Annotated in this window: 10 protein-coding genes; 7 read left to right on the forward strand and 3 right to left on the reverse strand. The window is 67.3% G+C overall.

The features are described from left to right. Positions 1-35: 35 nt before the first annotated feature. The 3 genes from GC150_01530 to GC150_01540 are packed head-to-tail and all read left to right on the forward strand — an operon-like array spanning position 36 to position 3,935. Positions 36-320, forward strand: a complete 285-nt coding sequence (locus GC150_01530) for a sarcosine oxidase subunit delta (protein ID MBI1383581.1) — start codon at positions 36-38, stop codon at positions 318-320. Next, on the forward strand, positions 317-3,298 hold the full coding sequence (locus GC150_01535; GenBank protein ID MBI1383582.1) for a sarcosine oxidase subunit alpha family protein: 2,982 nt from the start codon (positions 317-319) through the stop codon (positions 3,296-3,298). Before GC150_01530 ends, GC150_01535 begins: the two co-directional genes overlap by 4 nt. Beyond that, complete coding sequence (locus GC150_01540) at positions 3,291-3,935, forward strand: hypothetical protein (protein MBI1383583.1); 645 nt, start codon at positions 3,291-3,293, stop codon at positions 3,933-3,935. The genes GC150_01535 and GC150_01540 overlap by 8 nt, the downstream gene beginning before the upstream one ends. Positions 3,936-4,044: 109 nt before the next feature. Here GC150_01540 and GC150_01545 read toward each other — a convergent pair whose 3' ends face one another. Further along, entirely contained in the window at positions 4,045-4,995 is a 951-nt protein-coding gene (locus GC150_01545) for a LysR family transcriptional regulator (GenBank protein ID MBI1383584.1), read from the reverse strand. 66 nt (positions 4,996-5,061) lie between these two features. On the opposite strand from GC150_01545, the gene GC150_01550 reads away from it, so the two are divergent. Genes GC150_01550 through GC150_01565 form a run of 4 tightly spaced genes read left to right on the forward strand, consistent with a single transcriptional unit; the run spans position 5,062 to position 10,841 of the window. Further along, complete coding sequence (locus tag GC150_01550; protein ID MBI1383585.1) at positions 5,062-5,994, forward strand: dihydrodipicolinate synthase family protein; 933 nt, start codon at positions 5,062-5,064, stop codon at positions 5,992-5,994. Positions 5,995-6,005: 11 nt separating this feature from the next. Then, the gene (locus GC150_01555; GenBank protein MBI1383586.1) at positions 6,006-7,520 is read left to right on the forward strand and encodes a methyltransferase; all 1,515 of its coding nucleotides are present in this window, start codon (positions 6,006-6,008) and stop codon (positions 7,518-7,520) included. Further along, the gene (locus tag GC150_01560) at positions 7,450-8,805 is read left to right on the forward strand and encodes an FAD-dependent oxidoreductase (protein MBI1383587.1); all 1,356 of its coding nucleotides are present in this window, start codon (positions 7,450-7,452) and stop codon (positions 8,803-8,805) included. The genes GC150_01555 and GC150_01560 overlap by 71 nt, the downstream gene beginning before the upstream one ends. Continuing rightward, on the forward strand, positions 8,802-10,841 hold the full coding sequence (locus tag GC150_01565; GenBank protein ID MBI1383588.1) for an NAD(P)-binding protein: 2,040 nt from the start codon (positions 8,802-8,804) through the stop codon (positions 10,839-10,841). The genes GC150_01560 and GC150_01565 overlap by 4 nt, the downstream gene beginning before the upstream one ends. A gap of 96 nt (positions 10,842-10,937) precedes the next feature. Here GC150_01565 and GC150_01570 read toward each other — a convergent pair whose 3' ends face one another. Together GC150_01570 and GC150_01575 are read right to left on the reverse strand one after the other, a co-directional pair. Next, a complete protein-coding gene (locus GC150_01570; GenBank protein MBI1383589.1) occupies positions 10,938-11,363 on the reverse strand; it encodes a hypothetical protein in 426 nt (141 codons plus the stop codon). A 232-nt stretch (positions 11,364-11,595) separates the two neighbouring features. Further along, positions 11,596-12,498 (reverse strand): hypothetical protein, encoded by a 903-nt coding sequence (locus tag GC150_01575; GenBank protein ID MBI1383590.1) that lies wholly within the window; start codon positions 12,496-12,498, stop codon positions 11,596-11,598. Positions 12,499-12,528: the final 30 nt, after the last annotated feature.

Here is a 12,528-nt window from a genome sequence, read left to right on the forward strand (position 1 = left end):
CACGACGCCTGCCCGCAGCCAGGAGCGGAAAGAAAATGCTGATCGATTGCCCCCATTGCGGGCCGCGCTCGAACGAGGAATTCACCGCCAAGGGCGATGCCACGGCCAAACTGCCGGCCGGTGATGCGGGGCCGGAGGCGCATTACCGACACGTCTTCGTGCGCGACAACCCGCGGGGGCGCCACGAGGAGTTTTGGCACCATACCGGTGGTTGCCGGTGCTGGCTGGTGGTGACGCGCGACACGGTGACCCACGAGATCTTCGAGGTGACCACGGCGAGCGAGCACCTCGAACGCCAGGCGAGTGGAGGCAAGAAGTGAGCGTCCAGGAATTCCGGAATCCGTCGGGGGGCCTCGTCGATCGCTCGCGGGCGCTGTCGTTCACCTTCGACGGCCGACGCCTCGAGGGCTACGGCGGAGACACGCTGGCCTCGGCGCTGCTCGCCAATGGGGTGCGCCTCGTCGGGCGCAGCTTCAAGTATCACCGGCCGCGCGGCGTGATGGCGCTCGGCGATGCCGAGCCGAGTGCGCTCGTGGAACTGCGCACCGGCGGGCGGCGCGAGCCGAACACCAAGGCGACGACGGCGGAACTCTATGAAGGGCTCGAGGCGGTGAGCCAGAACCGCTGGCCTTCGCTCGCCTTCGACGTGATGGCGGTGAACCAGCTCTTCTCGCCGTTCCTGGTGGCCGGCTTCTACTACAAGACGTTCATGTGGCCCTCCTCGTTCTGGGAACCGGTCTACGAGCGGCTCATCAGGCGTGCGGCCGGGCTCGGTCGGGTGGCGGCGGAAAACGATCCCGATCACTACGAAAAGCTTCACGCCCATGCCGATCTCCTGGTGATCGGTGGCGGGCCGGCCGGGCTCATGGCGGCGCTGACGGCGGGGCGCGCCGGGGCACGCGTGGTGCTGGTCGAGAGCGATGCACGGTGTGGTGGCCAGCTCATCCACGAGCGGCTCGACATCGACGGCGCGCCGGCGGCCAAGTGGGTCGAGGGCGCCGTTGCGGAATTGACCAGTCTCGCCAATGTGCGTCTGCTGACGCGGAGCACGGTCTTGGCCCGCTACGACGGCGGGACGTTCGCGGTGGTCGAGCGGGTCGGCGATCACACCATCGCGCCGGAGCACCACCTGCCGCGCCAGCGGCTCTGGCGCTTCTATACGCGCGACGCGATCCTGGCGGCAGGCGCCACCGAGCGAGGTATCGTCTTTGCCGGCAACGACCGGCCGGGCGTCATGACGGCATCGGCGGCGCGCGGCTTTGCCAACCGCTATGGCGTGCGTGCCGGCAGCCGGGCCGTGGTCTTCGGCAACAACGACGACATCGCGCGCACGGCGGACGATCTCGCGGCGGCCGGGATCGAGATCGCGGCGGTGGTCGATCCGCGACCGGGGGCACCCGGGATCGAGGGAGCCGGGCGCCACCTGCGGGGGCATGTGATCCAGCGCGTCATGGGCGGGCGGGCGGTCGCGGGTGTCGCGGTCCAACGCACGGACGATAATCTGCCGGCCGAGGAGATCGCGTGCGACCTCGTTGCGGTCGCGGGTGGTTGGAGCGCCAATTTCCAGATCGCGACCCATCTCGGCGCCAAGGCCTCGTTCGATCCTGATAAATTCTCCTTCCATGTGCTGGAGCCCGGCCGGGGCCTCAACGTCGTTGGAGCGGCGGCGGGTCGCTGGGGGACGGCGGAGTGTCTCGCGCACGGGGCCGAGGCGGGCCAGCGGGCGGCCGCGGGGCTCGGTCGTCAAGTGGCGGCGCCGACTTTGCCCCGTGTCGAGGACCGGACGGTCGGCAATTTCGTTCCACTCTACCGGGTCAAGGCCGGCAAGGGCGGCCCCAAGGGCAAGGCCTTCGTCGACTTCCAGAACGACGTCACCGACAAGGACATCGAACTCGCCGTGCGCGAGGGCTACGACAATGCCGAGCACGCCAAGCGCTACACGACGCTGGGCATGGCGACCGACCAGGGCAAGACCGGCCATGTGAACGGCGCGGCGATCATGGCCGAGGCGCTCGGGCTTTCGCCGCGAGACGTGGGCACGAGCGTCGCGCGGGCGCCCTATGTGCCTGTCTCCCTCGGGACGATCGGGGGGCACTCGGTCGGCAAGCAGTTCCAGCCGACGCGGCTCACGGCCATGCACGCCTGGCACGAGCGCAACGGCGCGGTCTTCATGGAGGCCGGGCAGTGGTACCGACCCTCCTATTACGCTCCCGATGGGGAGAAGGACTGGCTGAAGCAGGCGATACGCGAGACAAAGGCGGTGCGTGAGGGCGTCGGCATCGCGGATGTCTCGACGCTCGGCAAGATCGACATCCAGGGACCGGACGCCGCAGAATTCCTCAACCGCCTCTACATCAACAACTGGCTCAAATTGCCGGTCGGTCGGGCGCGATACGGCGTCATGCTGCGCGAAGACGGCTTCGTGATGGACGACGGGACGACCAGCCGGCTCGGCGAGGATCGCTTCCTCATGACGACGACGACGGCGGCGGCCGGGCAGGTGATGACGCACATCGAGTTCTGTCACCAGGCCTATTGGCCGGACCTCGACGTGCAATACATCTCCGTTACCGAGCAGTGGGCGCAGATCGCCATCGCGGGACCGAAATCGCGGGCCGTGCTCGAGGCGGGGCTGAAGGGCGCGGACCTTTCCAATGCCGCGTTGCCCTTCATGGGGGTGGTCGACGTCCGCCTCTCGAACGGCATTCCCGGACGGCTGTTCCGCATCAGCTTTTCAGGCGAACTCGCCTACGAGATCGCGGTGCCGGCCGACTACGGGCAGGCGGCATGGGAGCATTTCATGAAGGTGGGTGCGCCGCACGCCATCACGCCCTACGGCCTCGAGGCGCTCAATATCCTGCGTATCGAGAAGGGCCACGTGACGCACTCCGAGATCGACGGGCGGACTTCGGCCGCTGACCTCGGCTTCGACAAGATGACCAATCGCGGCAAGGACTTCATCGGGCGGATGGCGTCGGAGCGGCCGGCCTTCCTCGAGACGACGCGACCGGTACTCGTCGGGCTCAAGGCGATCAACCCGCAGGACCGCCTCTATTCCGGCGCGCATTTCCTTCCCATCGGCGCGGAGCACAAGGTCGTCAACGACCAGGGATGGATGTCGTCGGTCGCCTTCAGTCCGGCGCTCGGCTGCTGGATCGGGCTCGGGTTCGTCAAACGCGGGCGCGAGCGGATCGGTGAACGGCTGGTGGCGGCCGAATTCCTGCGCGGTAGCGAGGTCCAGGTGGAGATCGTCGAGACACCGTTCGTCGATCCCAAGGGGGAGCGTCTCCATGGCTGACACAGCTCACGAACTGCGGTTGGCGCACGGCGTCTCGCCCTGGCAGGGGGTGCTGGAGGTCGGGCGCAAGGGGCGCATGGACGGGGCGGCGCGCGTTCGGGTTCGTCCCGTGACGGGGCGCGAGGTCGCGACTGTGCTGGTGCGCCGGGGCGGGGAGGCGAAAGCCTCGAGCGCGATCGTGGCGGTAACGGGCCTTGCCGCGCCCGGGCCGCGCCAGTTTGCGCGGGGCGAGGGCGTGCTGGTAGCCTGGGACGGGCCGGGCCGCTTCGTGGTGCGCCGCGAGGGTGGCCGGGACGGTGATACCGGTTCCCTCGCCGAGGCGCTCGCGAGCGCGATGGGCGGGGCGGCGAGCGTCGTCGACCAGAGCCATGGGGCGGCTCTCGTTCGTTTCGGCGGGCCGGCGGCGGTGGACGTTCTCATGCGCGGGACGTCGCTCGACGTCGAGAACGGTTTTCCGGCGGGCGCGGCGGCGCTCGTCAACCTCGGACACATGGCGGCGCACCTCATCCGCCTGGACGACGGGCCGAACTACGAGGTGCAGGTGTTCCGCTCCATGGCGGGCTCGTTCGCGACGTGGCTTCTCGACAGCGCCGCCCAATTCGGCATCGACGTCGAAGCGCCGAGCGGGGCGGTGTGAGGGGCTGGCTGGGACAGGTTCGTGCTGGGCCGGGATAGTGTGCGGCGACGGCGCGTTGTTCCAATTGCTGCCGTCGGGTGCCGTTGCCGCCGCATCCCGTCCCCACGAGCTAGCCAATCGGCAACCACCGTGAGCGCTGAGCCAACATGCTCATGGCATCGCGAAGCGTGCTGCGAACCTGTGATCGGGTTCCTCCTACGACATATCGGTTGAAGAGCAAGCCGACCTGTCGCTCGATGGGTGGTGACACAATCTCCCGAACGGCGATCTCTCCGGCCTCGTGCTCACGATAGACGTTGCTGTAGGGAAGGATTGCGACACCCTCGCCTTCGCCAGCGAAGGCGAGCAGGGCCTCCGAAGTTTCGAGTTCCCGAACAATCGTTGGCGTCAGGTTCGCCTCGGCGAATGCGGACGAAATCTGGTTGCGGTAGGTCGAGCGCGTGTTCGGCAGGAGCAGGGGCATCGCCGCGACCTCGCCGAGCGAGATGGTGGCCTCCTCGCCTGCGATCGCCTCGGATGTCCCGACGAGATGGAGCCTTTCGCGAAAGAGCTGATCGTGCCTTTGCTCGAAGCGGAACGGAGGAGCATAGGCGATGGCGACGTCGTATTTGCGCTGCGAGAGACCCTGCGCCATGTTGGCCATGGCATCCTCGTAGACGTGGACCTCGACGTCGGGCAACGCACTCGTCAGCGCCTTCTGGAGCACGGGGATCAGCAACCGGCCGGTGCGCAGCGGAACGACGACGGCGAGTTCGCGTGGCCCGACGGAAGCGATCTCGCGCACCTCGCTCTCGACCGCCTCGAAGGCCTCCATCGTCGCACGCGCGAAGCCGAGGAACCGCTCGCCCGCCGGAGTGAGATCGACACCCCGACCGGTGCGCCGGAAGAGCACGACGCCGAGCCGCATCTCGATGTCCCGGATCGTCCGGCTGATCCCGGGCTGCGAGCGACCACGCTGGCTCGCCGCCTGGGTCATGCCACCGGTGTCGACGACGTCGAGGAACACGCGCAAATCGTTGAAGTTCACTAGAAATACCAAATTCGTTATAGCTGAAATCATAGCCTAGCAGTTCCGTGAGACGGCAACCACCGTTAGTGTGCCGGCTCTATCGAGGGGGAAGCGTGGATGGTCGACAAGCTCTGCGGGGAGGTTCGCGGCGTCTACGCCATCACGCCGACACCGTTCACTGAGGAGGGAGCACTCGACCGCGACGGTATCGGGCAACTCGTCGCGTTCTATGCGGAACGTGGCTGCAACGGCCTTGCCATCCTCGGGGTGATGGGCGAGGCCGCCAAGCTCTCCAGCAGCGAGCGCCGCGCCGTAACTCAGGAATTCATCGCTTGCGCGCAGGGGCTGCCGGTCGTCGTCGGGGTGCCCTCGGAATCGATTGCCGACGCGGTCGAGCAGGCCGAGCAGGCGATGGCCCTCGGGGCGGCCGGTCTCCTCGTCGCCCCGCCGCGAACTGCCAGGACCGAGCGCCAGATCTTCGGCCACTTTGCCGAGATGGCGCGGCTGCTGGGGCCCGACGTGCCGATCTCGGTCCAGGATTTCCCGCTCGCGACCGGCGTCGTCATGGAGACGGAGCTGCTCGTGCGCATCTTCGCCGAGATCGCGTCCTGCGTCATGTACAAGGCCGAGGACTGGTCGAGCTTCGACAAGATCGAGGCCCTGCGTGCCGGCGATGGCGGACGCGGCCGCCGTGTCTCGATCATGACCGGGCTCGGGGCGCTCGATCTGCCGGAGGACCTCGCGCGTGGTGGCGACGGTGCGATGTCTGGGTTTTCCTTCCCGGAAATGCTGGCGGGGGTCGTCGCGGCGCACAGCGAAGGTGACCGCGAGCACATGCACGATGTTTTCGATGCCTACCTCCCGCTGTTGCGATACGAGCTGCAACTCGGCAAAGGGATGGCGGTGCGCAAACACATCCTTCATCGGCGCGGTGCCTTGCGCTCTGCGGCAGTGCGCCGTCCCGGCCCGAGCCTCAACGCGAACGATGTCGCCGACATCGAACTATTGTTGCGTCGCCAGGAGCGCGCGGTCGCCCGTCTGGAACGCTAGGAGGCAGCACGATGGCCCGTCGCGAGCGACAGGAAAGGCGTCGCACGAGTCCGGAGCAGCCGTTTCGACCCATGCGCAGAGCTTATGCTCCCATCGAAGTCCTCTCGGGCGAGGACGAGGAGCGCGTGCACCGTCTTTCGCTCCGCCTATTGGGCGAGACCGGCCTCAAGTTCCTTTCCCCCGATACCTGGCCCGTGCTCGCGCGCTCGGGTTGCCTGGTCGATCGGGAAACCGGCATGGTGCGGATGCCGAGTGAGGTGGTCGAGCATTTTCTCGCCCTCGCGCCCTCGTCGTTCACCCTGCATGCGCGCAATCCGGCGAACGATCTCGCGTTCGGAGGAGACCTCATCCACTACGGCTCGGCCTCGAGCGCGCCGAACGTCATCGATCTGGATCGCGGGCGCCGGCCGGGAACGCGGCGCGATTTCGAGGACCTCGTGCGGCTCAACCACATGCTGGGGACTTGCGCGTTCCACTCCGGCCATCCGGTCGAGCCGATCGACACGCCCGTCAACACGCGCCACCTGACAAGTGCCCTGGCCTGGCACACCCTCTCCGACAAGGTGACGCGGGTCTATGCGATCGGGCGAACGCGCGTCCACGACTCGATCGCGATGGCGGCGATCGCGTACGGCCTCGGGCGCGACGAGTTCGAGCGGGCGCCGCGGCTGCACGGCGGCATCAATGTCAACTCCCCGCTCGTCGTCGATGCTCCGCTCTCGGAGGCCGCGATGGAGCTGGCGCTCGCGGGCCAGGTCAACGTCGTCTCCCCCGTCGCCTTCGCGGGTGCCATGTCGCCGATCACGCTGTCCGGCAGCATCATACAGTGCAATGCCGAGGCGATCGGGCTGATTGCGTTCCTGCAGATGGTGCAGGCGGGCGCACCGTGCTTTTATGGCGTGCTGACGACACCGGTCGACATGAAGTCGGGGGCTCCGGCCATGGGCGTTCCGGAGACTGTGACGGGGACGCTCGCCAACGGCCAGATGGCGCGGCGCTATCGGATTCCTCAGCGCGTGATGCTCGGTTCGACATCCGTCTCGCCCGATGCGCAGTCGGCGTGCGAGACGATGTTCTCCCTATGGGCCGCCCAACTCGGCGGAGCGCACATGGTCTACCATGCGCATGGCTGGATGGAGGGCGGTTTGACCACCGGGTTCGAGAAGACGGTGCTCGATTCCGAAATGATCGCGATGATGGGTGCGCTCGCGGGGTCCATCGACTTTTCCGATGCGGAAGAGGCGATGGAGGCGATCAGGCAGGTCGGACCGGGCGGGCATTTCCTCGGCACCGACCACACCCTCAAGCGCTATGAAAACGCCTTCCACAAGCCGATCCTCTCGGACTGGCGGGCCTACGAGTTCTGGCAGCGCGACGGGGCCAAGGACGCCGCGATGCGCGCCAACGCGAAGTGGAAGGAAATGCTCGAGGCCTACCGGGCACCTGCCCTCGAGGATGGCATCCATGATGCCCTCGAGGAGTATGTCACGCGCCGCAGCAGGGAACTCGGTGATGCCGAAATCTGAGCCCTTCTGGTGGGAGGATGCCGGCGCCCCGACATCCCCGCCGATCGATGTCTTGCCGGGGGCCGTGGACGTGCTCGTCGTCGGGGCAGGTCTGACCGGCCTCACGGCGGCGCGCACGCTCGCGCGCCGAGGCCGTAGCGTCCTCGTTGCGGATGCCGGACCGCCGGGGATCGGTGCCAGTTCCCGCAACGGCGGCATGGTGCTGGCCGGCCATCGCCAATCGCTCGAGCATTTCGAGAGCCGCTATGGCACGGAACTCGGCCACCGCATGCTGCGCGAGGCCCACGTCGACATGATCCGACATCTCGAGCAGCTCATGGCCGAGGAGGAGATCGCCTGCGATTACGCCAGGACGGGCCGGTTCAAGGGCTTCTGGCGGCCTTCGGAATACGACAGTGCGGGCCGGGAGATCGACCGGCTCGGGCGCATCGTTCCACTGGAAGCCGAGCTGATCCCGCGGGCGCGCCAGAGCGAGGAGATCGCCACCGAGCTCTATTCGGGCGGCGTCGTCTATCGCAATGCGGCCGCGCTCAATCCAGCCAAGTGGATGTTCGGGATCCTCGCTGGCGCGCGGCGGGCCGGGGCGATCGTTGCCGGTGAAACGCCCGTCCTCGCGCTCGAACGCGAAGGTGCCGGATGGTGCGCGACGACGCCGCGCGGCAAGGTGCGTTCGGGCGAGGTGCTGGTTGCGACGAACGGATACACCCCGTCGCATCTCCCGACCTTGAAGCGTCGGATCATACCCGTGCCGAGCTTCATCGTGGCGACCGAGGTGCTGGGCGAGAACCGCGTCCGGAGCCTCATCCCGAAGCTGCGCACGATCGGCGAGACGCGCGACCGGCACTGCTATTATCGCCCCTCGCCCGACGGACGGCGCATCGTGTTCGGCGGACGGGCTGCCATGTTCGACGTGTCGGAGGCTGTCGCCCTCTCGCAGATGCGCGGGCTCCTCGCCCAGGTCTTTCCCGAACTGCGCGATGTCGGGATAACGCATTCGTGGCGTGGCCGCACGGGGTTCACCTTCGATTTCGTTCCCCATGTCGGCAGGATCGACGGCGTCTGGCACGCGATGGGCTATTCCGGCAGCGGCAACGCCATGGCACCTTGGCTCGGCCACAAGGCGGGCCTCAAGATCGTCGGCGACCCCGACGGTGAGACGGCATTCTCGCATACCCCGTTCTCGACACGCTGGTGGCACCGCGGCACCGCCTGGTTCCTGCCCTTCGTCGACATGGGGTTCCGCGTGAAGGACGTGAACAACAACCTCATGAAGAGATGGCAATGACGGCCTACCGCAACCTCCTCTCGCCGATCACCATCAAGGGTCGCACCTTTCGCAACCGGGTGTTCTCGAGTTCGCATGCGCCGGGCTATGCCGACAGCGGCCTTCCGGGCGATCGCTATCAGGCCTACCACGAGGAAAAGGCCCGGGGTGGCATCGGGCTGACGATGTTCGGTGGCTCCTCGAACGTCAGCCGCGATTCCGGCTCGATCTACGGTCAGATCTACGTTGGCGACGACCGCGTCATTCCGGCCTTCCGCGCCATGTCGAAACGCGTCCACGCCCACGGCGCGGGCCTCATGTGCCAGATCACACACATGGGGCGGCGCACGACCTGGGACGCGGGCGACTGGCTGCCGACCAAGGGGCCATCAGCGCTCCGCGACCCGGCGCACCACTCGATGCCCTACGCGCTGTCGACGCGCGAGATCGCGCGCATCGTCAAAGCCTTTGCCGATGGAGCGCGCCGTTGTCGCGAGGGCGGCCTCGACGGCGTGGAGATCCTCGGCTCGGCCCACATCCTCGGTCAGTTCCTTTCCCCGATCGGCAATCGGCGAAGCGATTCCTATGGCGGCAACCTCGACAATCGCGCCCGCTTCCTCGTCGAGGTCATCGAGGCGGTCCGGGGCGCTGTCGGCGACGACTTCCTCGTCAGCGTGCGCACCAACTTCGACGAAAGCAACGAGGCAGGCCTGACGCCCGAGGAGGGGATCGAGGTCGCCCGTATCCTCGGCAAGCACGGCGCCACCGACATCCTCAACGTCAACGGGGCCTATGGCGGCACGCACATGGGGCTCGCCGAATACATGCCGGCGATGGGATTTCCGTCTGCCCCCTACATCGAACTCGCCCGCCGGGTGCGCGAGGCGAGCGGGCTCGTCACCTTCCAGGCCGCGCGGCTCGCCGATCCTGCGACAGCGGACTGGGCGATCGGAGCCGGCCACGTCGACATGGCGGGCATGACGCGCGCGCACATGGCGGACCCGGAGATCGTCGCGAAGATCATGCGGGGAGAGGAAAACCGGATCCGCCCCTGCGTTGGCGCCGGCTACTGCGGCGACCGCATCTATGTCGGCCGCGATGCGCTCTGCCAGCACAACGTGTCGACGGGCAGGGAAAGCTGGCTACCGTCGCGCATCGAGCGGGCGGCAACGCCACTCGGCGCCGTCGTCGTCGGTGGCGGCCCGGCAGGAATGGAAGCCGCCCGCGTCCTCGCCCTCAGGGGGCACCGCGTCACCCTCCTCGAGGCTGGCTCGCGCCTCGGCGGACAGATCCTGCTGGCCGCCAAGGGCGGCTGGCGCAAGGACCTGATCGGCATCGCGGATTGGCTCGCGGCCGAGGTCGAGAACGAGGGCGTCGACGTCCGGCTCGATACCTACGCGGAGGTGGACGACATTCTCGCTCTCGAGCCGGACGTCGTCATCGTGGCGACCGGCGGTGTGCCGGAAACCTCGCTCGCGCTCGGCGGCCAAGAGTTCATGCTTACGGTCTGGGACGTCCTCGGCGGCCAGGCCGAAGCGCGTGGCGAGACGCTCGTCTTCGATGCCGTCGGCGGCCATGCCGCGCTATCGGCGGCCGACCGGCTCTCGAGCGAAGGTGTCAAGGTCGTCGTTGCGACCAGCGATCGCCATATCGGCCGCGCGATCAACGGCAACAACGCTCCGGTGTACCTGCGCAATCTCGGGAGGGCGGGCGTCAGCATCATGACCGATGTCGCCCTCGTCGGTCTCGAGCGAGACGGCAACAGGCTGAGGGCGCTGCTGCGTCATGCCTTCACGCGCGAGATCGAAGCGCGCACCTTCGACACGGTGGTCGCGGATCTCGGTACGCGGTCGGTCACGGACCTGTCCGATGCACTCTCGGAGAGGTCCCGCAATTTCGGCGAGTTCGACTACGAGGCGCTCGCCACGCTCCGCCCGCAACCGGTGGGGGAAAACAGCGACGGCATTTTCCAGCTCTATCGTATCGGTGACGCGCTCACTGCCCGCGACATTCACGCCGCGTTGCTCGAGGCCAACCGTCTCTGCCGCGTCATTTGAGGAAGTGCAGCGGCTGGCCCGCAGCCGCTTCACTGGCTACCGCGTCAGTCCCGTCGCCATCGTTTTCGCCCTCGCCCCTGACCTCGTCCCGTTCCCTCATGGCACGAGGAGCGAGCGAACGTAGCGGGGAGCCGGCGCGCAGACGGGCCTGTCACCCAAAGCGACGTGACCCTGCCCGACGATCGGCACGAAGCGCATTCTGGCGTAGGACCAATTGTGGCGCAGAAACGCGGAGTGTCCCCATTGCGAGTTCGCTGCCGCGGAGTTCTCGACGAAAAGCACGGCGTGAAAACCGCTGAACTCGCCGCGCGTGTCGCGCCTCGCGCGCAGCCGGTAGCCGAGGAGATCACCCAGGCTCGTCGCTGCCCGGTAGTCGAACGGCCCGGCGGGCACCTGGATGCAATAGGCTCTCCCGTCCGCGATTTCCTCCGCCCGCCACATGACGACGAACGCCGTTGCCAGAGGCAGGGCGAGGCCGATCGCCAGGATGAGCAGTACCAGGGCGGGCAGGACTTGGCGCACGTGATCGAAACCGGGACCGTCCTTTGGTTGCGAGTCAATCTAACGAGCTTTGTGGTCCATTCGAGGTCGGTTCCACCTCAGTCGCCAATGGTCGGGCTCGAAGCCGGCAAGTCCGACGCCCGGTGCGATCCTGCGGAAGGCCAGCGTCCCGGCGTCGAGCGAGAGGGACCATGGGCAAGGGTCTGTCGGAACGATCCGATGCCGCCGCGCGCCGCCGTCGTGATCGCACCCTTCAATTCTCGCCGGTTTGGATGTATGGGCTGTTCGGTAGTCCGCCATGGCAGAGGATGTCGGCGGTCGCATCGCCCCTGACGCGCGTCCACCCGCCGGTGTCGGAGCAGCGGTAGACGTGATCGTTCCAGGCGACCCTGTGGCAGGTCGGGAAGACATACTTGTTGCGGGCCCCACCGGGAATGTTGATGACATCTCCGGGCCGGCCCTGCGGCAGGTTGAAGCGCACCCAGGTATAGGCGCTCTTGGCCCGGTCGATGGTCTCGCGCGGGCAGGCCACCGTGACGGTCGGCGAACTCGGGGCGCTCGGGGCAGTCCCGGCGGGCGCGGACGATGACCTCGCTTCGATGATCCAGAGATTGAGGATGCCCTGAGGCCGCAACTGGGCATCGAACACCTTCATGAGCGGCACCTGGCCCCTGGGCGGCGCGATCCTCTGGTTGATCTGGAACCAGTGGTTCGCCCCTGGCCTGAGTTCGATCACGCTCCAAGGGCTCGAATTGAAGACGGCGAAAACCCAGTCTCTCGGGATGACATGGAAGTAGTTGGGGCTCAGTTGATTGGCGTAGAGTTTGCCCAGCTGACCGATCGCCGTCCGGTTCAGTGAAGCATAATCGCGCGGGTTGCGCGCGATGATGTCCGAATAGAGTGCGACCATCGATTGGGTGAGGTCCCCGAGGCAGATCGCCTGGCGCGCGCGCAGAACATGTTCTGCCCTGATCGACTTGCTGGGGACGTCGACGTGCGCCACGCGAACGACGTGGGGCGATCCGTTATAGAAACAATTCGACGACGCGGCAGAGGTCCAGGCGAGGATCAGTGATGCCGCGGCCAGCGCCGTCGCCATCCATCGTGCCGGTCGTGGGCTGGACATCCAGCGTCGGTCGTCGTGGTCGCGCGTCATGCGAATGCCTCCTCTCGACCTTGCCGCGGA

The organism is Hyphomicrobiales bacterium, assembly GCA_016125495.1.
Taxonomy (GTDB): Bacteria; Pseudomonadota; Alphaproteobacteria; order Rhizobiales; family RI-29; genus RI-29.

Coding starts and splice junctions, on each gene's coding strand:
- GC150_01530 (MBI1383581.1), top strand. CDS start 36: ATGCTGATCGATTGCCCCCATTGCGGGCCGCGCTCGAACGAGGAATTC.
- GC150_01540 (MBI1383583.1), top strand. CDS start 3,291: ATGGCTGACACAGCTCACGAACTGCGGTTGGCGCACGGCGTCTCGCCC.
- GC150_01545 (MBI1383584.1), bottom strand. CDS start 4,995: ATGATTTCAGCTATAACGAATTTGGTATTTCTAGTGAACTTCAACGAT.
- GC150_01550 (MBI1383585.1), top strand. CDS start 5,062: ATGGTCGACAAGCTCTGCGGGGAGGTTCGCGGCGTCTACGCCATCACG.
- GC150_01555 (MBI1383586.1), top strand. CDS start 6,006: ATGGCCCGTCGCGAGCGACAGGAAAGGCGTCGCACGAGTCCGGAGCAG.
- GC150_01560 (MBI1383587.1), top strand. CDS start 7,450: ATGGCATCCATGATGCCCTCGAGGAGTATGTCACGCGCCGCAGCAGGG.
- GC150_01565 (MBI1383588.1), top strand. CDS start 8,802: ATGACGGCCTACCGCAACCTCCTCTCGCCGATCACCATCAAGGGTCGC.
- GC150_01575 (MBI1383590.1), bottom strand. CDS start 12,498: ATGACGCGCGACCACGACGACCGACGCTGGATGTCCAGCCCACGACCG.